Here is a 21,513-nt window from a genome sequence, read left to right as displayed (position 1 = left end):
CGCCTGAGACAGGAGGCCAACCCATGCTGCTCGCCATCGACGCCGGCAATACCAACGTGGTCTTCGCCATCTATGACGGCGACACCCCCCGGGGCCGCTGGCGCATCTCCACCGACAGCCGCCGCACCTCGGACGAGTACGCGGTGTGGCTGACCTCCGCCATGGCGCTGAAGGGCCTGAGCGCGCCGGACGTCGACGCCGCCATCCTGTCCTCCGTCGTGCCGGCGGCGACACCGGATTTAATCCGGCTATGCAAAGATCATTTCGGTTGCGTGCCGATGCGCATTGGTGACCCGGCGGTGGATGTGGGCATCGAGATCCGCATCGACAATCCGCGCGAGGCGGGCGCCGACCGCCTGGTCAATGCCGTTGCGGCCACGGAACGATACAAGGCGCCGCTGGTGGTGCTGGATATCGGCACCGGTACCACCTTCGATGTGGTCGACGCCGATGGCGCCTTCGCCGGCGGCATCATCGCCCCCGGCCCCACCCTGTCGCTGGACGCCCTGCACCGTGTGGCCGCCCAGTTGCCCAAGGTGGACATCGCCAAGCCCGAGCGCGTCATCGGCCGCGGCACGGTGGGCGCCATGCAGTCCGGTATGTATTGGGGCTATACCGCGATGATCGAGGGCCTGCTGCGCCGTATCAAGGCGGAGCTGTCGCCCACCGGCACGCCCCCCGTCACCGTGATCGGCACCGGCGGCATGGTGCGGGTGTTCGCGGAGGAGACGGGCATGGTCGACCACATCGATGCCGACCTGACCTTACGCGGGCTCTTGCTCATCCATCGCCGCAACGCCAAATCAGGGGGCTGACGCCCCGTTCGCCCGTCCCGCCGTTTCCCGTTTTTCAGGTTTCCATGATCGACGATTTGCTGTCCCCCGACGCCCTGTATTTCCTGCCGTTGGGTGGGTCCGGCGAAATTGGTATGAACCTCAACCTCTACCACCATGCCGGCAAGTGGCTGATGGTCGACTTGGGGGTCAGCTTCGGCGATGACGCCGCGCCCGGCGTGGACGTGGTCATGCCCGACCCGGAGTTCATCGCCGAGCGGCGGGAGGATCTGGCCGGCCTGGTCCTGACCCACGCGCACGAGGACCACCTGGGCGCCGTGCAGTATCTGTGGACGGAGCTGCGCTGCCCCGTCTACGCCACGCCCTTTACCGCCGCCGTGCTGCGCGCCAAGCTGCGCGAGACGGAGTTCAGCGGCCTGGTGCAGATCATCGAGGTGCCGTTGTCCGGCCGTTTCCAGGTCGGTCCCTTCGACATCGAGCTGATCAGCCTCACCCATTCCATTCCCGAGCCCAACGCTCTGGTCATCCGCACCCCCGGCGGCAGCGTGTTGCACACCGGCGACTGGAAACTGGACCCCGACCCCCGGGTGGGCGCGCCGGTGGACGAGGCGGCGCTGATCGCGCTGGGCCACCAGGGGGTCACCGCCCTGGTGTGTGACAGCACCAACGCGACGGTGCCCGGCACCTCGGGGTCCGAGGGCACCGTCGCGGTCGGGTTGGAGGAGCTGATCGGCCGTTATCCCGGCCGCCGCGTGGCCGTGGCCTGCTTCGCCACCAACGTCGCTCGCCTGCATTCCATCGCCAAGGCCGCCGCCGCGCACGACCGCCAGGTGGCCCTGGTGGGCCGCAGCCTGCGCCGCATCAACGAGGCGGCGCGTGCCACGGGCTATCTCAAGGATCTGCCGCCCTTCGTCACCGAGCATGACGTGGGCTATCTCCCCCGCGAGGCCCAGGTGCTGATCTGCACCGGCAGCCAGGGGGAGCCGCGCGCGGCCCTGGCCCGTATCGCCGATGGCGACCATCCGGAGATCGACCTGGAACCGGGTGATGTCGTCGTCTTCTCCTCCCGCGAGATACCGGGCAACGAGAAGGCCATCGCCAAGGTGCAGAATGGCCTGATCCGCCGTGGCATCGAGGTGGTGACCGCCAGTGATGCCGATGTCCACGTCTCCGGCCATCCGGCCCGCGACGAACTGGCGCAGATGTACCAATGGGTGCGCCCCTTCCTGGCCGTGCCGGTACACGGCGAGCAGCGCCATCTGAAGGCCCACGCCGACCTGGCCCTGGAATGCCAGGTGCCGCGCGCCCTGGTGCCGGAGAATGGTGTGGTCATCCGCATCGGCCCGGGCGAGCCGGAAATCATCGGCACCGTGCCCTCGGGCAAGCTGTGCCTGGATGGTCGCCGGCTGGTGCCGCTGGGCGGCACCCTGCTGCGCACGCGCAACCGCATGGTCTTCAACGGAGCCGCCGTCGTCACCCTGGTGATGGACGATACCGAGCTGCTGGCCGACCCGAAGCTGTCGGTCCTCGGCCTGCTGGACGGGGAAGAGGATGCGCTGTTCATCGAGGGGCTAATCAAGGGCATCGGCCAGGCGGTCGACAAGCTGGCCGAGGCGGAGCGGCGTGATGACGCGGCCGTGACCGAGGCCGCCCGGCTGGCGGTGCGCCGCACCTTCCATGCGGCGCAAGGCCGCAAGCCGGTGACCGAGGTGCACCTGGTGCGGGTGTAAGCCGGACAGGGGAAGCGGCGCCCCTGGGACGCCGCCAAGACGGCCCGGCGGCGCGCTTCCCGCGCCCATTCCGGGTCTTGGGATGGGAAGCGTCATGAGCCTGGTCACGCTGGTCGCCATTTATTTCACGCTGTGGTGGGTGGTGCTGTTCGCGGTGTTGCCCATCGGGGTGCGGCGCGATGACAGTCCGCAAAAGGGCAATGATCCCGGCGCGCCGGTATTTCCGGATCTGAAGCGCAAATTCATATGGACGAGCCTGATTTCAGCGGTAATTCTCGGGCTCGTTTGGGCTGTTTTTCATTTTGGCCTCATTAACTACGATCAGCTGTTCGACCCCCCGGGGAACGCGCCTTCCTGAGATAGGCGGGGTCGTCACGGCCAGGTCGGCGGTTGGTTCGGGCCGGTACGGTCGTCTGGGGAATGCTGATCCAAATCCTGATGGGTTTTTCCGCCCTGTTGTTGCTGGCGGCCATTCTGCTGTGGCTGTGGCGGCAGACCGTGGAATTGCGCTTGCGCAAGTCGTTGGGCTCCTCCACCGACAAGATGCGCGCCGTCTCCAACGAGAAGACGCAGGTGCTGTCCTTCCTGGAGCAGCAGCGCATGGCGCTGGGGTCCAAGCGGGCGGACGCGGCCAAGATGCGCATGGCCATTTCCCAGTTGCGTGTCGACAACAACGAGATGCGCGCCCGCGACTTCTATGTCCTGCATCAGATCGGCGAACCCTCCAAGGATAAGGAGGAATACGCCTGCAACCTCCTGCCCTCGCCGTCGGTGGAACCGGGGCGTGAGCTGCCGCCTGCGCTGCGGGGCGTGGACCATCGCGGCAGCATCTGGGCCGAATCGGAAGCCGCCGCCCGGCGGCAGCTGGAAATGCACTTCCCGGAGAAGGGCCCGCTGCGGCCCGCCGGGTTCCGCCGGGGGGCGTGATGGAACTGGGCTGGTTGATGCTGTTGATGATCGGCCTGCTGGCGGCGCTGCTGTTCCGCCAGTGGCGCGAGCTGACGGTGCGCCGGCTGGAACTGAACCGCCAACTGGAGAAGCGCGAGGCCCTGGTGGCCCAGTTCCGGCAGGAGATCGACGGCACCTCGGGTGAGCTGGAGCAGATCACCAACACCATGGACACGGTGGACGCGACGCTGGAGGAACTGCGCGAGGAGCTGGACAGCCTGGACAAGGAGCGCAAGGCCCTGCGCGAGCGGCGGCTGCAGCCCCTGGTCCTGCTGGACCGCCAGACCCTGAACGCCCATCACTTCTGGGAACTGACCATCTCCAACCCCGATTTCGGCGAGACGGCCACGGCCCGCATGGCGCCGTCCGATTATGTCGACGACTGGGTGTCGGGCCGCGTCTACCTGGTGGGGGCGGACACGGCGGAGGAGGCGACCAAGCGTGCCGCCCAGCGCTTCAGCGCCTCCATGGGGTATCGGGTCCTGGGCGCGGTGGCTTTCCGCCGGCGTTGAGGACCCCCTGGATACGCATAATGAAAGGGCGGCACCGATGGATCCGATGCCGTCCTTTTTCATTCAGCCGTGGCTGTCGTTAGCGCCAGTGGCCCTCGACCCACATGTGGCGGCCGTCGGGGCGGGTCCGCCAGTGGCCGGGCACCCAATGGGCGTGGGGATGGGGCGGGGCGGCGTAATGGCCTTCCTCCCAGTCCCAGCGATCATGCCAGGCCCAGTGGCCGCCCACCCAGACATGGCCGGGTTCCGGTGGCGGGGGAATCACCTCGTGGCGCGGCGGCGGCGGGGCCTCGCGCACCCACAGGTCCACGCCCACCTGGGCGTTGGCCGTGCTGGCGCCGGCGATGAACAGGCCGCCGGTCAGGGCCACGGCCAGGGCGGCGGCGCTGACGGTGGCACGGGCGGACTTCATGACGGACTTCATGGGGTCACCTCTTGGTTTGATTGGGCCGATATCATTGGCGCCACCGTTGTTACGAAGAAGACGGAAAGTTCCCGTCGCGCGTAACACAGATAATCGCCAATCGCTCGGTCCTCACTGCCAATGAGGCCAAGGATTGATGGCAAAATGGTGTCGCCGTGGGTTCCACATTTTGTCTGCTCTACTAGAAAATATTCATATGACCGGCGCCGGTTAGGTCGTCCGGACTATCCTGTCCGGCTGAGGCGTTTTGCCGCCATGTGGATGGATCAGGATGCGGCCCAGGAAAACTGCTGCGCCACCTGAAGCAGCATCAGGGCGCCTAGCACCGCCACACCGCCCAGGCAGCCCAGGATGATGGCGTAGCCACCGTAGAAAAAGGGGTGGGGCGGGCGGCCGTTGCGGATCATTTGGCGCGCCAGCAGGAAGAACATCCACACCCCGGAACACAGTGCGCCGATGCCGAACACCAGGCGCAGCACCAGCACGACGGCCATGGTGCCGCCGATAAGCCCCGCCGCCACGCAGACGGCGACCAGGGTGATGAAAAAGGCCAGGACGTTGCGCAGCAGGCGGCGACGGGCGGCGGGCGACAGGGTCGGTGTCATGGGCGGAGGGGACGCTCTCTCAAGGGATCAGAGGACGGCGCTGTAGAGGGCCACGGCGTCGTCCAGGGTGACGGGACGGGGGTTGTTGACCAGCAGGCGCTGCACCTTCATCGCGTCCGCCGCCAGCAGGGGGATGTGACCGGCGGTGACGCCTACGTCGGCCAGGCGCTGGCCGAAGGGCATGGTCGCCACCAGGCGGGTCATGGCGTCCACGAAACCGTGGGAGGCGGCGGTGTCGTCGGCGCCGGTCAACGCCGGGTCGATCAGGCGGCCCAGCTCGGCGTAGGCCCGCTCGGCATGGCCGCGGTTGAAGGCCAGGACGGGGGCCAGCACCAGGGCGTTGCCGTGGCCGTGCGGCACATGGAAATGACCGCCCAGGGGATAGGCCAGGGCGTGCACCGCCGCCACCGGCGCGTTGGCGAAGGCCATGCCGGCCAGAAGGGAGCCCTGCAGCATGGCGGCCCGGGCCGCCACGTCGCGGCCGTCGGCCAGCACGCGGGGCAGGTTGGCGTACAGCAGCGTGAGCGCCCGGGTGGCCAGGCTGTCGGACAGCGGGTTCTTCTTCAGCCGGCTGGTGTAGGCCTCGATGGCGTGCACCATGGCGTCGATGCCGGTCATGGCCGTCACCGCCGGGGGCAGGCCCAGGGTCAGCGTCGCGTCCAGCACGGCGGCGTCGGGGTAGAGCAGAGGGCTGACCACGCCCTTCTTCTCATGGCCGGGCGTGGTGACGATGGCGATGGCCGTCACTTCCGAGCCCGTGCCCGCCGTAGTCGGCACCTGGATCAGCTTCAGCCGGGGGCCGCGTGCCAGGTTGATGCCGTAGATATCGGCCAGGTTCTGCGGGTGGCCGGCCAGCAGGGCCACCAGCTTGGCCGTATCCAGGGAACTGCCCCCACCCAGGCCGATGACGGCATCCGCCTGGGCCGCGCGGGCGGCGGCCACGGCATGCAGCACCACCGCCTCCGGCGGGTCGGCCTGCACCTCGGTGTACAGCACGGTCTCGATGCCGGCGGCACGCAGGCCGGCCAGGGCCGGTTCCACCACCCCGGCCTTCACCAGGCCGGGATCGGTCACCACGAAGACGCGGCCCACCCCCAGGTCACGCGCCAACTCGCCCAGCCGCGCGGCCCCGCCCACTTGGGCCAGGACGCGCGGCGTGGTCTCGAACGTGAAATCGCTGTGATGGGCATCGATGTTCGCCGGGGTCATTTGGGGTTTCCTCCTGCCGCGTCCCCTTCTAGCATCCACGCGCGCCTTTCTCCTACCCCTCCCCATGCCTTAACCAGGACCACGCCGAATGTCGGGATACTGCGCCATCGCCCCGGGCCATCCCTTCCACGGGCCTTATCACGAGCGGGAGCACGGCTTCCCCACGACGGATGAGGCGGTGCTGTTCGAGCGCCTGATGCTGGAGGTGAACCAGGCAGGCCTGTCCTGGCTGGTGGTCCTGCGCAAGCGTGAAGCCTTCAACGCCGCCTTCCAGAACTTCAATGTGGACGCGGTGGCGGCGCTGGGTCCGGAGGATGTCGAGCGCCTGATGCGGGATGCCGGCATCGTGCGCAACCGTCTGAAGATCGAGGCCGCCATCCACAACGCCCGGGTCATCCAGGGCCTGCGCGCCAGCCACGGCGGCTTCGCCGCCTGGATCGCCGCCCACCACCCGCTGACCAAGGCGGAATGGGTGAAGCTGTTCCGCCGCACCTTCCGCTTCACCGGCGGCGAGATCGTGGGCGAGTTCCTGATGAGCATCGGCTATCTGCCGCTGGCCCATGCCGGAGACTGCCCCGTGGACCATGCCCTGGCCCGGCTGGGCCAGCCGTGGCGCGAGGCGGTGGCCGAGGGGTTCGTCTATTAACCTGCCGCCCGGAACGCCGCGACCAACGTCGCCAAGGCCGCCCGCGACCGCCGGTCGCTGACGGCGGAGCGCAACACCACGGGTGCGCTTGGTAAAGGCGGCAGGCCGAAACGCGCGCCCACCTCCACGGAACCCAAAGGCGCCGCGCGGGGCGCCAGGGCGGCCACGCCCAGTCCCGCCAGGACGGCGGCGCCCACCGCGGCCACGCCACCGCCCACGAACACTTCCATCCAGGGCACGCCGGCGACGTCCAGTGCGCGTGTGGCATGGCCGCGCACGCCGCAGGGGGCGGACAGGGTGGCGATGGGCAGCGGGGCGCCCGGCGGCGGCTCCCAGCCCGGGGCGGCGAACCAGCACAGCGGGTCGATGAACAGCGGCTCCCCCGTCTCGGGCGGCGGTTCCGCCAGGCGGCCGTCCAGCGGTGGCTCCAGGCGCAGGATGGCGGCGTCCAGCTCCCCCCGTTCCAACAGGCCGCCCAGGTCGCGGGAGGCGGCGATGCGCACCTCCATCACCAGGGTGGGGTCGCGGCCCTGCAGGCGGGCCAGCAAACCCGGCAGGTCGCGGCCGGCGACATGATCGCTGATGCCGATGACTAGGCGGTGCGGCGCCTCTTCCAGCCCGGCCAGCGCCTGGTCATGCGCCGCCAGCAGCCGGCGGGCCGGCTCCAGGAAGGCGGCGCCCTGCGATGACAGCCGCACCTGGCGCGGCGTGCGTTCCAGCAGCCGCTGGCCCAGCCTGTCCTCCAGCCGTTTCAGTTTCAGGCTGATGGCCGACTGGGTGGTGCCCGACGCCTCCGCCGCACGGGTGAAGCTGCGCAGTGTGGCCACCAGCACGAAGGCGTGCACGGCGTCCAGGTCCAGGGGCCGGAAGGGCGCGGCGGTGACGGTGGCCGTCATGATCACAAGTGACAATGATTGAAGGGCGTTGGGATTTTAAACGGAAATCCCGGAGGCCGTCCATGTCGGGCGATCTGGGTCGAGCGATCTGGGTCGGGCGGTCCGGCGCCCCACGGGTGGCCGATTGCCTATTATTCAGGCTGATACCGCAACCATGGGGGCTTTGCCCTTGTCCTGGGTATTTCTCGTCGGCCGACGGTGCTAGCCGCGACCGACTGGCGCGGTCGTCCGGCAGGGGTGATCTCCGCCATTACGGATAGACGGCGGCGCGGACTTCGGCAGCGCAACACGAAAAGGGGATGATTCGGGGATGATTCTGTTGCGCTGCGGGGCGTTTCCGAAGCGTCGCCGGGTAGCGATGGCTTATATATTGAGCAATTGCCAGCCCATAAACCGGGCAATTGACCAATCATTATGCAAAAGCACAGAAAAAGCACAAAAAGAAAGGCCAGCCCTCCGTTAGGGCTTGCCTTTCGAAAACTCGGCGTAGCATTATCCAAGCGTTGGAGGGTACATCCCCCTCTGACATTAAGTCGCTTGGTGGCAATTCCTCCCTAAACTCAAGGCCGCGCCGCGCTATCGCGAGCGCGGTCTTTTTTATGCCCTTGTGTTTACGAGGGCGGAGTATAGGGAGACGAAATCATTCCGTCATCTGTTTTTTGATCATTTTCAAGGCACGATGCCCGAAAGGCGGCCTTTTCGGTCAAAAACAGCGGCCAATCATAAATTTTACTCAACGAAAGCCGGGAAAATTCCGTGGTAGATCAAGGCCCTGGCATTTAAGCCAGGGCGAAGCGCAGCATGAAGAGTGCTGCCAGAATGGGCAGGGCCAAACCCAGCTCCCGGCCCTTGCCGGTCAGCAGCTTGATGGCGCAATGGGCGATCAGGCCGAAGGCGATGCCGTCGGCGATGGAGAAGGTGAAGGGCATGGGCAGGGCCGTGATCACCGCCGGGACCGAGTTGGTCACGTCGTCCCAATCGATTTCCGCCAGGCCGCGCACCATCAGGCAGGCGACGTAGAACAGCGCCGGAGCGGTGGCGTAGCCGGGGATGGCGGCCGCCAGGGGTGACAGGAACAGGGCCGCTAGGAACAGGCAGCCCACCACCACGGCGGTCAGGCCGGTGCGCCCGCCGGCGAAGGTGCCGGCGGCACTCTCGATATAGGCGGTGACGGTGGAGGTGCCCAGGGCCGCGCCGGCGGTGGTGGCCAGGCTGTCGGCCAGCAGGGCCCGCTTCAGCCGGGGCAGGCGGCCGTGGGCATCCAGCAGCCCCGCGCGGTGGGACACGCCCACCAGCGTGCCGGCGGTGTCGAACAGGTCGACGAACAGGAAGGCGAAGATGATGGCGGTCAGGCCCATGTTGAAGGCGCCGGCCACATCCATCCGCAATAGCGTGGGCGCCGGGTTGGGCGGTAGGGAGACCGGGCTGGCGATCATGGGCGTGACACCCAGCGCCATGCCGGCCAGCGCCGTGCCGATGATGGCGATGACCACGGCGCCCGTGACACCGCGCGCCACCAGCACCACCAGCGCCAGGAAGCCGGCGCAGGCCAGCAGGGCCTGCGGCTTGCCCAGCGCCCCCAGCGTCACCATGGTGGCGGGATGGGCCGCCACGATTCCGGCGTTCTGCAGCGCGATCAGGCCCAGGAACAGGCCGATGCCGGCCGAGATGGCGTGCTTCAGCCCCGTCGGGATGGCGTTCACGATGGCCTCGCGCACCGGCAGCAGGCTCAACAGGGTGAAGCCCACGCCCGACAGGAAGACCGCGCCCAGCGCCACCGGCCAGGGATAACCCATGCCACCCACCACCGAATAGGCGAAGTAGGCGTTCAGGCCCATGCCCGGCGCCAGCGCGATGGGGTAGTTGGCATACAACCCCATGATGAAACAGCCTAGGGCGGAGGCCAGGCAGGTGGCGACGAACACCGCCCCCGGGTCCATGCCGGCCTTGCCCAACACCTGGGGATTCACGAAGATGATGTAGGCCATGGTCAGGAAGGTGGTGACGCCGGCCAGGATCTCGGTGCGCACGGTGGTGCCGTGGGGCGTCAGCCCGAAAAAGCGATCAAGCAAGGGAAGCCCCCGGGTTATTCTTGGGAAGTCGCGCCGATCCCATGGTCGGCGCGGAAGCCCCTGCCAAGCAAGGATAAAGCCAATGCGGCGGATCGCTGTTGGGATGGCCGGCCCGCTGGTGCTGGCGGCCGGCATCGCGTGGGGGCAGGGGGTGCCGCAGAAGGGCGCTTCGAAAGGCCCGACCATCGCCGTCGACCCCGCCGCCTGCCAATGGGCGGTGCGGCATGAGCCGGCGCCCGATGTCGCCTATCAGCCGGGCGTGGATGTGGAGGGCAACCCGGTGGCGCCGGCCGACCTGGACGGCGGCGTCCATCTGCAGTCGCCCCAACGCATCGAAATCCCGCTGACCGCCCGCCTGGCCCGCGCGCTGCCGCGCGTCGCCGGCGCGGCCCGTCCCCGGGCGGACGCCTATCTGGGGCTGCTGACCGTGGAAGGTGATCAGGTGCTGTTCAACGGCCAGCCCCTGACCGATCCGGCCGAGGATGAACTGGCGGCGCTGTGCCGCCAGCAGGGGGTGTCGGGCCGCTGAAGCGGCACCGAAGCGGAACCTTGGGCGCGCGCGGACGGTTTCAGGGGCCCGAACAACGGCGCCAACCATCCGCAGCCAACCATCCGACGAAGGAGCGCACCCATGGCCACGGCCCACAAGACCGCCGCCCACGGCACCCACACGAAGGCCAAGACCCGGACCAAGCCGCGCCGCACCCGGCGCACCGCCACGCGTGATCCGCTGGCGGTCAGCCTGCTGAAGAAGGACCACCGCGAGGTGGAAGGCTGGTTCGACGAGTACGAGCAGTTGGACGGCGATGACGAAAAGCTGGCGTTGTTCAACAAGATCGCCCTGGCGCTCAAGGTCCACACCGCCATCGAGGAGGAGATCTTCTATCCCGAGGAACGGGGCGAGGTGGAGGACGACATGCTGGACGAGGCCTATGTCGAGCATGACGGCGCCAAGAAGCTGATCGCCGAGATCGAGACCATGAAACCCGGCGACGACTTCTACGACGCCAAGGTCAAGGTGCTGGGCGAGTACATCAAGCACCATGTCAAGGAAGAGGAACAGCCCGGTGGCCTGTTCGCCCAGGCCAAGCGCGGCGATGAGGACCTGAACGAGATGGGCGAGCGGCTGAAGGCCCGCAAGCAGGAACTGATGGCGGAGTGGGGCAAGGCCTACTCCTGACGACGGCGGGGCGCCCGTGGCCCCTTCCGTGTTGGGCGCGGGCGCCGCCTGTAACCGTTCCGTTACAGGCCCGGCCTTTTTCCCGGTCTCCAGGGGCGGTAGTCTCGCCCGTCAAATTATAATGGGGACTTCATGTTTAATCGTCGCGCCTTCCTGGCTGCCAGCGCCGCCTCGGTCGCCCTTGCCACAGTCCGCCCCGGCTTCGCCGCCGATGCGTCCAAGCCCGCCAAGGGGCCCGCCACGGGCCCCGCCGCCGACCTGAACCACCTGCTGGACACCTTCTTCCAGGAAGATCTGCGGCGCAGCCCCGAGGGCGCCACCATGGCCGGCATGGACACCGGCAAGCTGGCCGGCCTGCGCGCCAAGCTGGACGACCGCAGCCCCGCCGGGCGCAAGGCCGACACCGCCGCGACGGAAAGCCAGCTGCGCCGCCTCAAGGCCATCGACCGCAAGGCGCTGACCGGCATCGACGCCGTGAACTACGACAGCGTGGAATACGTCCTGGCCGAGGCGGCGGAGAGCGACCACAAATTCCCCTTCGGCTCCGGCGGGTCGCCCTATGAGCTGTGCCAGCTCCAGGGCTCCTACCAGTCCATCCCCAACTTCCTGGACGTGCACCATCCCATCGAGGCCAAGGCCGACGCCGACGCCTACCTGGCGCGGCTGGAGGCCTTCGCCGGCGCGCTGGACACCGAGACGGCGCAGTTCAAGCATGACGCCGCCCAGGGCGTTCTGGCCGCCGACTTCATGCTGGACACCACCCTGACCCAGTTGCGCGCCCTGCGGGTCGACGCCGGCGCTTCCGGCTTGGTGTCCTCCGTCGCCAAACGGGCCAAGGACAAGGGGCTGGGTGACGCCTACGGCGCCCAGGCGGCCAAGATCTACACCGACAAGGTGGGCCCTGCGCTGGACCGGCAGATCGCGGCGGTGGACGCCGCCCGCAGGACGGCGACGCACGACGCCGGCGTCTGGCACATCAAGGACGGCGAGGCCTGGTACGCCCAGGGCCTGAAGTCCAGCACCACCACCACCCTGTCCCCGGACGAGGTGCACCAGATCGGCCTGGACCAGGCCAAGGAGATCGGCGCCCGGCTGGACGGCCTGCTGGCGGCACAGGGCCTGACCCAGGGCACGGTGGCGGAGCGCATCAAAGCCCTGCGCGCCCGGCCCGAGAGCACTTACCCCAACACCGACGAGGGCAAGGCCCAGCTGGTGGCCGATTTGCAGGTGAAGCTGGACGACATGGCGTCGCGCCTGCCGCGCATGTTCCGCGACATCCCCAAGGCCAAGGCGCGGGTGCAGCGTGTGCCGGCTGCCATCGAGGCCGGCGCGCCGCTGGCTTACTACGAATCCCCGCCGCTGGAAGGCGACCGGGTGGGCACCATCTACTTCAACCTGCACGACACGGCCGAATGGCCCAAATGGTCGCTGCCCACCACCGTCTATCATGAGGGCATCCCCGGCCATCACCTGCAGGGCTGCATCGCGCAGGAGACCAAGGGCATCCCGCTCTACCGCGCCAACATGTTCTTCTCCGGCTATGGCGAGGGCTGGGCCCTCTATGCCGAGCAGCTGGCCGATGAGCTGGGCATGTACGACGCCGACCCGCTGGGCCGCATCGGCTACCTGAAGTTCCTGCTGTTCCGCGCCGGCCGCTGCGTCATCGACACCGGCATGCACTACAAGCGGTGGAGCCGGGAACAGGCGGTAAAGTACATGGTGGAGCTGACCGGCGACACGGAAAGCGCCATGACGCGCGAAACCGACCGCTACTGCGCCTGGCCCGGCCAGGCCTGCAGCTACAAGATCGGCCACACGCTGTGGAACCGTTTGCGCGACCAGGCCAAGACCGCGCTCGGCGACAAGTTCGACATCAAGGACTTCCACCAGGTGGGCCTGAACTCGGGCGCCGTGCCGCTGGACGTGCTGCAGACCATGGTGGGCGATTACATCACCCGGGTGCGGCGGGGCTGACCCGCCGCGTCCCGAACGCTCAAGGAAACGGCCTGGGGCGCGACTTCCCAGGCCGTTCGCGTTACGCCACCTTGGCGTCCACCAGGAATTTCTCCACCAGTCCGCGCATCTTTTCCGCCTCCCGCGCCATTGAGGTCGCGGCGGTCAGCACGTCATGGGCGGAGTGGCCCGTCTCATCCGCGGCTTGCGACACGCCCTGGATGTTCTGGGTGACGCTGTCGGCGCCGGCGGCGGCCTGCTGCACGTTGCGAGCGATTTCCTGCGTCGCCGCCCCTTGTTCCTCCACCGCCGAGGCGATGGTGGTGGCGATGCTGTTGATGTTCTCGATGGTGCCGGAGATGGCGCCGATGGCGGTCACCGCCTCGCGGGTCGCGTCCTGGACCTGGGCGATCTGGGTGCTGATCTCCTCGGTCGCCTTGGATGTCTGGTTGGCCAGGCTCTTCACTTCGCTGGCCACGACCGCGAAGCCCTTGCCGGCCTCACCGGCGCGGGCCGCCTCGATGGTGGCGTTCAGGGCCAGCAGGTTGGTCTGGCTGGCGATGTCGGTGATCAGCTTGACCACGTCGCCAATGCGCTGGGCGGTCTGCTCCAGACCGGCGACGATGGTGCCGGTGTGGGTGGCCTGGCGCACGGCGTCGCCGGCGACCGTGGCGGACTGCGCCACCTGGCGGCTGATCTCCTGAATGGAGGAGCTGAGTTCCTCGGCGGCGGCGGCCACGGTCTGGACGTTGGCCGAAGCCTCGACGGCGGCGGCGGCCACGGTGGCGGACTGGCGGGTGGTCTGCTCGGCCGAGGCGGACAGCGAGCTGGCGGTGGCCTGCATCTGCGTGGCGGCCGAGGCCACGGCGCCGATGACGTCGCCGGCCTGCACGTCGAAGGTGCGGGTCAGGCTTTCCAGGGCGGCGGCACGGGTGGTGCGGGCGGCCTGTTCCTTTTCCTGCTCGGCCCGCAAACGCTCGGTCTCGCGGGCGTTGTCACGGAAGACCAAGGCGGTCTTGGCGATGTCGCCCACCTCGTCGCCACGCTCGGTGCCGAAGATCTCGATGGTCAGGCGGCCGTGGGCCAAGTCCTGCAGGTTGCGCACGATGTGGGTGATGGGCGTGACCAGGCCGCGGCGGGCGATCAGCATGCCGACGACGATGCCGACGGCGATGCCGATGACGGCGACCGCGACGATCATGATGGTCAGATCGCGGGCGACGGCCTGGGCGTCCTGCGCCACGGTGGTGCCATCCTCGTCCAGAGCCTCCTGCAGCACCTTGATCTTGTTGCTGAGCGCGGTGGAGGCGGTGCGGGACTGCGCGACCTCGTCCAGGATTTCCTGGCGGGCGGCCTCGTTCTTCAGGTCCGCATGCTTGCGGCTGGCCGCCATCGTGCCGTCGAATTCCTTCTTATAAGCGGCGAAGGCGGTCTTGATCTCCGCCAGCATGGGGCGGTACTTGGCCTCCACCTGCTGGTCCAGCAGGGTCATGTTCTTGGCGAACTCATCGACCCGGCCGGCGACGTTCTTGGCGACGTCCTCGGTGTCCTTTGGATCGGCGGCCATGCGGTATTCACCGCGGTTCATGTAGATCACGTTGGCGTTCAGTTGCGCCGCCTGGTGCAGGTTGGTCCCCATAACGTCCAGGCGGTGCGCCGCGACCGACAGCGTCGACATGCCGATGTAGCCGGCGATGCCGATGGCGACAGCGGAAAGCGCCATGACGAGGATGACAAGATTAATCTTTGTCAGGATTTTGGCGTTGGCCAACATGGTTGCGGGTCCTTTGGCGGCGGGCTTGTCCCGGCGAGATAACAGCGATTAGTTAATGGCCCGTAAAAACCACGAGGCGGATTTCAAGGTCAACGCATGGCTTCCATCTGATATTGCGATGGCAGTTACATCTTGGAAATTTTCTTAAATTGTCGTTAATCTATTATTTCCCACAAAGTGGAGTGTTTCGTTCCAATCAGCACAAGATCCAGTATTTCGATCATTGTTACTGCCATAATAAGTGCAGGCTTTGAGGTTCGACTCCGAAACGCATGGCCATCTTGCATAAACCGGATGGTTATACCCGTCATGCGTAGACATGCGGCATCTTTAGGGTGGGACGGCGCGGCCAAAGGCGCCTGTCCCGCCACCATGGACAGGGGGGACGTCATTGCCTAAAGTCGCGGCTCCATTTCCGTAATCCAAGTTCACGAAGGCGACGGGTTCCCGCGATGCGCTCCTCCCAGTTTTTCCTGCCCACCTTGAAGGAAACCCCGGCGGAGGCGCAGATCGCCTCGCACCGGCTGATGCTGCGCGCCGGCATGATCCGGCAGACCAGTGCCGGCATCTACGCCTGGTTGCCGCTGGGCTGGAAGGTCCTGCGCAAGATTTCGCAGATCGTGCGGGAGGAGCAGGACGCCGCCGGCGCCCAGGAACTGCTGATGCCCACCATCCAATCGGCGGAGCTGTGGCGCCAGTCGGGCCGCTATGACGACTACGGCAAGGAGATGCTGCGCATCACCGACCGCCACGATCGCGAGCTGCTGTACGGTCCCACGAACGAGGAGATGATCACCGACATCTTCAAGACGTTCGTGCGCAGCTATAAGGATCTGCCGAAGAACCTGTACCATATCCAGTGGAAGTTCCGGGACGAGATCCGCCCCCGCTTCGGCGTCATGCGCGGGCGTGAGTTCCTGATGAAGGACAACTACTCCTTCGACCTGGACGCGGAAGGGGCCAAGCTGTCCTACCGCAAGATGTTCCTGGCCTATCTGCGCACCTTCGCCCGCATGGGGTTGAAGGCCATCCCCATGCGCGCCGACACCGGCCCGATCGGCGGCGACCTCAGCCATGAGTTCATCATCCTGGCCGAGACGGGCGAGAGCGGCGTGTTCTGCCACAAGGATTGGCTGAACCTGGACGTGCTGCAGAACCCGCCGGAGGCCGGCAGCGACCTGAAGGACTTCTTCGCCAAGTACACCAGCATCTATGCCGCCACGGACGAGAAGCACGACCCCGCCACCTGCGAGGTGCCGGAGGACCAGCTGGTCTCCGCCCGCGGCATCGAGGTCGGCCACATCTTCTATTTCGGCACCAAGTATTCCAAGCCCATGGGCGCCGTCGTGGCCGGCTCGGATGGGGAGCCGGTGGCGGTGGAGATGGGCAGCTACGGCATCGGCGTGTCGCGCCTGATGGGCGCCATCATCGAGTCCAGCCATGACGAGAACGGCATCATCTGGCCGGACGCGGTCGCCCCCTTCCACGTGGGCCTGATCAACCTGAAGGCCGACGACGCGGCGTGCGCCAGCCTGTGCGAGGATCTGTACGCCAAGCTGAACGCCGCCGGTGTCGAGACGCTGTACGATGACCGCAACGAGCGCCCGGGCGCCAAGTTCGCCGACATGGACCTGATCGGCCTGCCTTGGCAGCTGACCGTCGGCCCGCGCGGCCTGAAGGCCGGGGTGGTGGAGCTGAAGCGCCGCGCCACCGGCGAGAAGCGCGAGCTACCGGTGGAGGCGGCTCTGGCCGAACTGATCAAGGCCTGACCAGGGCAAGAAACGGGACGCCCGCCCTTCCGGCGCGTGCTAGAGGGCGGGCGCCTTTTTCCGCCCAGAATCGCGCGCATTGCCTCATCACTTCCCACCTCGACGGCCAGGCCTTCATGATCTTTTCCGCCTTCGAACGCATGGTCGCGATGCGCTACCTCCGGGCGCGCCGGCAGGAGGGGTTCATCTCCGTCATCGCCGGCTTTTCCCTGCTGGGCATCGGCCTGGGCGTGGCCACCCTCATCATCGTCATGTCGGTGATGAACGGTTTCCGCACCGAGTTGCTGGGCCGCGTGCTGGGCCTGTACAGCCATCTGGAGGTGCAGTCCCTGCTGGGCCCCATGCCCGAGAACGACGCGGTCACCCAGCGCCTGTTGACCGTGCCCGGCGTCACCGCCGTCATGCCGACAGTGGAGGGCCAGGCCCTGATCACCCAGGATGGGACGGCCAGCGCCGCCTATGTCCACGGCATCTCGCCGGAGGATTTCCGCCGCCGGCCCATCGTCTCCACCCATCTGGTCGAGGGGGCGGGCGAGGCCTTCGGCGCCGCCACCGGTGCCACGGGCGACGAGGCCAACCTGGGCGACGGTATCGCCATCGGCAGCCGCATGGCCAAGCGTTTGAACCTGCACGTCGGCGACCAGCTGCGTCTGGTCAGCCCGCGCTTCAACCAGACGGCCTTCGGCTCCATCCCCCGCGCCCGCACCTATCCCATCGCCGCCATCTTCGACGTCGGCATGTACGACGTGGACAACAGCCTGATCTTCATGCCGCTGGCGGCGGCACAGACCTTCTTCGGCGTGGCCAACGGCTACACCTCGATCGAGGTGTTCGTGCAGGACCCCACCCACATCGACCCCTACCTGGCCGCCGCCACCCGCGCGGCGGGGCAGGAGTATCGCGTCTATGACTGGCGCCAGCGCAGCGCCGCCTTTGTCAGCGCCATCGACGTGGAACGCAACGTCATGTTCCTGATCCTGTCGCTGATCATCCTGGTGGCGGCGTTCAACGTCATCAGCAGCATGATCATGCTGGTCAAGGACAAGGGGCGGGACATCGCCATCCTGCGCACCATGGGCGCCAGCCGGGGCATGGTCCTGCGCATCTTCTTCCTGACCGGCGCCAGCATCGGCGTGGTCGGCACCGTCTTCGGCATGATCCTGGGCGTGCTGTTCACCAAGAACATCGAGGCCATCCGCCAGTTCCTGCAGGCCATCATCGGCCGCGACCTGTTCAACGCCGAGATCTACTTCTTCACCCAGATCCCGGCCAAGCTGGACTGGATGGAGGTGACGCAGGTGGGCGTCATGGCCCTGTTCCTGTCCTTCGCCGCCACCGTCTACCCCTCCTGGCGGGCCGCCCGCCTCGATCCGGTGGAGGCCCTGCGCTATGAGTGACGTGTCCGTCATGGAAAAGCCCATCATCCCGGCCACGGGCGATACCGTGCTGGAACTGTCCGGCGTCGTGCGCCGCTTCCAGCAGGCGGGTGCGGTGCTGGAGGTGCTGCGCGGTGCCGCCTGTTCGGTGCGCCGGGGGGAGATCGTGGCCCTGGTGGGGCCCAGCGGCGCCGGCAAGTCCACCCTGCTGCACATCGCGGGATTGCTGGAGCATGCCGACGGCGGTGTCATCCGCATCGACGGCCGCGACGCCGCCACGCTGGACGACGCCGGCCGCACCGCCCTGCGGCGGCAGACCATCGGCTTCGTCTACCAGTTCCATCACCTGCTGCCGGAGTTCAGCGCGGAGGAGAACATCGTCCTGCCGCAGATGATCGCCGGCGTGTCGAAGGCCGTGGCGCGGGAACGGGCCAAGGAGCTGCTGGCCCAGGTGGGCCTGGCCGCCCGGGGCAGCCACCGTCCGGCCCGCTTGTCGGGCGGCGAGCAGCAACGCGTGGCCATCGCCCGCGCGCTGGCCAACCGGCCCAGTCTGCTGATCGCGGATGAGCCCACGGGCAACCTGGACCACCATACCTCCGACGACGTGTTCGCCCTGCTGACCCGTCTGGTGCGGGGCAGCGGCACCAGTCGCGGTATTGGGGGCAAAGATGGCTTCGGCGCCCTGGTCGCCACCCACAACCTGGACCTGGCGGCGCGCATGGACCGGGTGGTGGAACTGCGGGACGGCGTGCTGGTGGAGTCTTGAGCCAGCTGACCCTGGACCTGCCGCCGGGCTTCGATCCCGATGCCGCCTGGCGCTATCACGGCCGCGACTGGTACCGCGACCGCGACGCCCCGGCGGAACGGGTGGCGGGCCCCGCGCTGACCAAGGCGCTGGAGTTCGAGGGCCGGGCCTACCTGCTGACCCTCACCGCGTCCGCCGCCGGCGGCACCCTGGTGATGGGCATGGACAGCGACGATCCCCTGATCCTGGCCCGCGCCCAGCGGGTGGCCCTGCGCATGCTGGGCCTGACGCCCGCGCTGGCCGATGCCGCCGCCGGGCTGGAGGCGCGGGCGGACCACGACGCGGCGACGGCGCGCCTGGTGGGCAACCGCCGGGGATACCGCCCGCCCCTGGCGGCCACGGTGTTCGAGGCGCTGGCTTGGGCCATCATCGGCCAGCAGATCAACCTGACCTTCGCCGCCGACCTGCGCCGCCAGCTGATCCTGCTGGCCGGCCGCCGGCACCCCTCGGGCATGATCGCGCATCCGGACGCGGCGGCGGTGGCGGCTCTGGATCCGGAGCCGCTGACCGCCCGGCGCTTCTCCCGCTCCAAGGCGCGTTACCTGATCGACGCCGCCCAGGCGGCGGTGGACGGCCGGCTGGACCTTGCCGCGCTGGAACGCCTGGACACCGACCCGGCGGCCGAGGCGGCGGCCGAGGCGGCGCTGCTGGCCCTGCGCGGCATCGGGCCCTGGACCGCCAACTATGTGCTGATGCGCGGCTGCGGCCTGCCCGACCGGGTGCCGGTGGGTGATGCCGGCCTGGCGGCGGCCCTGCAGCGCTTCCACGGCATGGACCGCCGCCCCACGGCGGAGGAGCAGGCCACCCTGATGCGCCCCCACGCCCCCTGGCGCAGCCTGGCCACCGCCCACCTGTGGGCCAGCCTGGGCTAAAGGCTGCGGCGGAATGGCGCAGGCCTTCCCAGTCCTTCGATTCGGTCCCCTTTGCCGGCGGTGACTGCCTTGCCGGCCCGCGGGCGCTTCTGCGATAAGGGCTTCACAACCTTATAGGATCCGTCCGCATGCGCTCTACCCTTGTAGGTATGCTGCTGATGTCGGCTTTGGCGCTGGCCGCGCCAGCGGCATCGGCTGATCCGGCCGACTGCAAACTGGCGAAGGTGGCGGAACTGCCCCTGCGCTTGGAAGACAACCAGGCGCTGGTGGATGTCACCCTTAACGGCCAGCCGGTAAGGGCGCTGCTGGATACCGGTGCCGACCTTACCACCCTGTCGAAGTCCGGGGCGGAACGGCTGGGGCTGGAGCTTACCGGCCATGACCGCATCCACGGCATCGGCGGCGAGGCGCGGGTGGGCACGCTGACGGTTTCAAGACTGGCGGCGGGCGACTGGTGGGCGGCCGATACCATCATCCATGTCGCCGAGCATGACAATCCGGCGCCGGGTGTGGAAATGGTCCTCGGGCAGGATATTTTCGCCCAATACGACATCGAGCTGGACGTGACCAACGGCGCCGTGCGCTTCTTCCGGCCCCGGGATTGCGCTGGCGTGCCGCTGGCCTATTGGGCCGACACCTATGCCCAGGCGCCCCTGCGCGTCCTTAACGGGGGAGTACGTCGTCACAATCAGGTGCGGGTGGCCATCAATGGCTACGAGACCTGGGCCTTGCTGGATACCGGTGCCATGGCCACCCAGCTGTTCACCCGCACCGCCCGTCGGGCCAATGTCAACGAGGATGGGGCCGGCATCACGCGGGGTCCCACCTTTCACGGCGTGGGTGGGAAATCGGTGTCCACCAGGGTCGGCATCTTCGACACGTTCACCATCGGTGAGGAGACGATCCGTGGCGTTCGCCTGGCTTTCGGTGATTTTTCCGCCGGTTTCGACCCCGATGCCACGGAGATGTTCGGCATGATGCTGGGCATGGATTTCATCAAGGCGCACCGCATCTACATCGCCAACAGCCAGGGCAGAATCTATTTCACCAACGTATCCCGCCCTGTCTTCGCGCCGCCGCAGCAGGCGGCCGGGAATTGAGGAAGACTGGGATCCGGTTGGCGGCCCTTCTGGCGGGCATTCTCGCCGCCCCGTTGCCGGCCCTGGCCGTGGATGCGGGCCGCTGCAGCCTTGCCAAGGTAATGGAACTGCCGGTGCGCCTGGAAGGCGGGCGGGTGGTGGCCGATGGCACAATCAACGGCAAGCCTATCCGCATCATCCTCGACACCGGGTCCTACAAGACCCTGATCCCCCTGGCGGCCGCCCGCCGCCTGGACCTGGATCCCGAGCTGCTTGCCTCGATAGGCCGCGGCAAGGGCATCGGCGGGACGGCGGCCATGGGGTCTGTGCCGGTACGCTCGCTGACCATTGGCGACTGGCGGGCCGACGCCATGAATATGCAGATCCTGGACAAGGATCTGGGCCCGAACACGGACCTCCTGCTGGGCCAGGACTTCTTCAGCCAGGCGGATCTGGAACTGGACGTGGCCCATGGCATGGTCCGCATGCTGCGCCCTGAGAATTGCGAAGATGTGCCGCTGGCCTATTGGTCGGACCATTATGCCGAGGTGCCGATGCGCCTGCCCCAGGGGCGGCGCACCGGCAACGAATTGCGGGTCGCCCTGAACGGCTATGAGTTCTGGGCCAAGCTGGACACGGGCGCGCCCAGCAGCAGCGTGCAGGTCTGTGTCGCCCATCTGGCCGGGGTGCGCGAGACGGACCCCGGCGTTGTGGCGGGGGCCGACAGCCACGGCATCGGCAAAAAGGCCGTGCCCACCTGGATCGGCACCTTCGACCGCTTCACCGTGGGCGACGAGGAACTGCGCCCGGTTCGGTCTGCGCGTGGGTGATTTCGGCGGCTGTGAGGATGTGCAGCGCGCGGAATTCCA

General features: G+C 67.8%; 21 protein-coding genes. 15 read left to right on the top strand and 6 right to left on the bottom strand.

Features of this window, described 5'->3' with window-relative positions; all coding sequences use genetic code 11:
* Positions 1-23 precede the first annotated feature (23 nt).
* From UAA55_RS10975 to UAA55_RS10955, 5 genes are all read left to right on the top strand, one after another.
* Complete coding sequence (locus UAA55_RS10975; protein ID WP_322954441.1) at positions 24-815, top strand: type III pantothenate kinase; 792 nt, start codon at positions 24-26, stop codon at positions 813-815.
* A gap of 44 nt (positions 816-859) precedes the next feature.
* Entirely contained in the window at positions 860-2,524 is a 1,665-nt protein-coding gene (locus tag UAA55_RS10970; RefSeq protein ID WP_322952763.1) for a ribonuclease J, read from the top strand.
* Between the two features lie 94 nt (positions 2,525-2,618).
* Positions 2,619-2,882 carry a DUF1467 family protein gene (locus tag UAA55_RS10965; protein ID WP_145750247.1) on the top strand — a complete coding sequence of 88 codons (264 nt, stop codon included), beginning with the start codon at positions 2,619-2,621 and terminating at the stop codon, positions 2,880-2,882.
* Positions 2,883-2,944: 62 nt separating this feature from the next.
* Positions 2,945-3,451: a hypothetical protein gene (locus UAA55_RS10960; protein ID WP_322952760.1), complete on the top strand. Its 507-nt coding sequence runs from the start codon at positions 2,945-2,947 to the stop codon at positions 3,449-3,451.
* Positions 3,451-3,984: a hypothetical protein gene (locus UAA55_RS10955; protein ID WP_322952758.1), complete on the top strand. Its 534-nt coding sequence runs from the start codon at positions 3,451-3,453 to the stop codon at positions 3,982-3,984. The genes UAA55_RS10960 and UAA55_RS10955 overlap by 1 nt, the downstream gene beginning before the upstream one ends.
* Positions 3,985-4,063: 79 nt before the next feature.
* Here the strand turns inward: UAA55_RS10955 and UAA55_RS10950 are convergent, their stop codons facing one another.
* From UAA55_RS10950 to UAA55_RS10940, 3 genes are all read right to left on the bottom strand, one after another.
* A complete protein-coding gene (locus tag UAA55_RS10950) occupies positions 4,064-4,408 on the bottom strand; it encodes a hypothetical protein (RefSeq protein WP_322952757.1) in 345 nt (114 codons plus the stop codon).
* Between the two features lie 266 nt (positions 4,409-4,674).
* Positions 4,675-5,013 (bottom strand): hypothetical protein, encoded by a 339-nt coding sequence (locus tag UAA55_RS10945; RefSeq protein ID WP_322952755.1) that lies wholly within the window; start codon positions 5,011-5,013, stop codon positions 4,675-4,677.
* A 27-nt stretch (positions 5,014-5,040) separates the two neighbouring features.
* A complete protein-coding gene (locus UAA55_RS10940; RefSeq protein WP_322952754.1) occupies positions 5,041-6,222 on the bottom strand; it encodes an iron-containing alcohol dehydrogenase in 1,182 nt (393 codons plus the stop codon).
* A gap of 88 nt (positions 6,223-6,310) precedes the next feature.
* Between UAA55_RS10940 and UAA55_RS10935 the strand changes: the two genes are divergently transcribed.
* Entirely contained in the window at positions 6,311-6,868 is a 558-nt protein-coding gene (locus UAA55_RS10935; RefSeq protein WP_322952753.1) for a DNA-3-methyladenine glycosylase I, read from the top strand.
* Here UAA55_RS10935 and UAA55_RS10930 read toward each other — a convergent pair.
* Both UAA55_RS10930 and UAA55_RS10925 read right to left on the bottom strand, forming a co-directional pair.
* Positions 6,865-7,764 carry a LysR family transcriptional regulator gene (locus UAA55_RS10930; RefSeq protein WP_322952752.1) on the bottom strand — a complete coding sequence of 300 codons (900 nt, stop codon included), beginning with the start codon at positions 7,762-7,764 and terminating at the stop codon, positions 6,865-6,867. The genes UAA55_RS10935 and UAA55_RS10930 overlap by 4 nt on opposite strands.
* A gap of 779 nt (positions 7,765-8,543) precedes the next feature.
* Positions 8,544-9,836, bottom strand: coding sequence for an NCS2 family permease (locus UAA55_RS10925; protein WP_322952751.1), 1,293 nt, complete (start codon positions 9,834-9,836; stop codon positions 8,544-8,546).
* An 82-nt stretch (positions 9,837-9,918) separates the two neighbouring features.
* Here UAA55_RS10925 and UAA55_RS10920 point away from each other — a divergent pair, with 82 nt between their 5' ends.
* From UAA55_RS10920 to UAA55_RS10910, 3 genes are all read left to right on the top strand, one after another.
* The gene (locus UAA55_RS10920; protein WP_322952750.1) at positions 9,919-10,365 is read left to right on the top strand and encodes a hypothetical protein; all 447 of its coding nucleotides are present in this window, start codon (positions 9,919-9,921) and stop codon (positions 10,363-10,365) included.
* A 102-nt stretch (positions 10,366-10,467) separates the two neighbouring features.
* Positions 10,468-11,016 carry a hemerythrin domain-containing protein gene (locus UAA55_RS10915; RefSeq protein WP_322952749.1) on the top strand — a complete coding sequence of 183 codons (549 nt, stop codon included), beginning with the start codon at positions 10,468-10,470 and terminating at the stop codon, positions 11,014-11,016.
* A gap of 132 nt (positions 11,017-11,148) precedes the next feature.
* Positions 11,149-12,990: a DUF885 domain-containing protein gene (locus UAA55_RS10910; protein WP_322952748.1), complete on the top strand. Its 1,842-nt coding sequence runs from the start codon at positions 11,149-11,151 to the stop codon at positions 12,988-12,990.
* 61 nt (positions 12,991-13,051) lie between these two features.
* On the opposite strand, the gene UAA55_RS10905 is transcribed toward UAA55_RS10910, so the two are convergent.
* Positions 13,052-14,743 carry a methyl-accepting chemotaxis protein gene (locus tag UAA55_RS10905; RefSeq protein WP_322952747.1) on the bottom strand — a complete coding sequence of 564 codons (1,692 nt, stop codon included), beginning with the start codon at positions 14,741-14,743 and terminating at the stop codon, positions 13,052-13,054.
* 452 nt (positions 14,744-15,195) lie between these two features.
* Between UAA55_RS10905 and proS the strand changes: the two genes are divergently transcribed.
* The 6 genes from proS to UAA55_RS10875 all read left to right on the top strand — a co-directional run bounded on the left by proS (position 15,196) and on the right by UAA55_RS10875 (position 21,474).
* Positions 15,196-16,512, top strand: a complete 1,317-nt coding sequence (gene proS / locus UAA55_RS10900) for a proline--tRNA ligase (RefSeq protein ID WP_322952746.1) — start codon at positions 15,196-15,198, stop codon at positions 16,510-16,512.
* A gap of 116 nt (positions 16,513-16,628) precedes the next feature.
* Positions 16,629-17,909: a lipoprotein-releasing ABC transporter permease subunit gene (locus UAA55_RS10895; RefSeq protein ID WP_322952744.1), complete on the top strand. Its 1,281-nt coding sequence runs from the start codon at positions 16,629-16,631 to the stop codon at positions 17,907-17,909.
* Positions 17,902-18,654 (top strand): ABC transporter ATP-binding protein, encoded by a 753-nt coding sequence (locus UAA55_RS10890; RefSeq protein WP_322952743.1) that lies wholly within the window; start codon positions 17,902-17,904, stop codon positions 18,652-18,654. Before UAA55_RS10895 ends, UAA55_RS10890 begins: the two co-directional genes overlap by 8 nt.
* A complete protein-coding gene (locus tag UAA55_RS10885) occupies positions 18,651-19,565 on the top strand; it encodes a DNA-3-methyladenine glycosylase family protein (protein WP_322952741.1) in 915 nt (304 codons plus the stop codon). The genes UAA55_RS10890 and UAA55_RS10885 overlap by 4 nt, the downstream gene beginning before the upstream one ends.
* 128 nt (positions 19,566-19,693) lie before the next feature.
* Positions 19,694-20,665 carry a retroviral-like aspartic protease family protein gene (locus tag UAA55_RS10880; RefSeq protein ID WP_322952739.1) on the top strand — a complete coding sequence of 324 codons (972 nt, stop codon included), beginning with the start codon at positions 19,694-19,696 and terminating at the stop codon, positions 20,663-20,665.
* Entirely contained in the window at positions 20,662-21,474 is an 813-nt protein-coding gene (locus tag UAA55_RS10875) for a pepsin/retropepsin-like aspartic protease family protein (RefSeq protein ID WP_322952738.1), read from the top strand. Before UAA55_RS10880 ends, UAA55_RS10875 begins: the two co-directional genes overlap by 4 nt.
* Positions 21,475-21,513 lie beyond the last annotated feature (39 nt).

The organism is Nitrospirillum guanabarense (assembly GCF_034653355.1).
Classification (GTDB): domain Bacteria; phylum Pseudomonadota; class Alphaproteobacteria; order Azospirillales; family Azospirillaceae; genus Nitrospirillum.
This window is presented reverse-complemented; position numbering and strand designations above follow the sequence as displayed.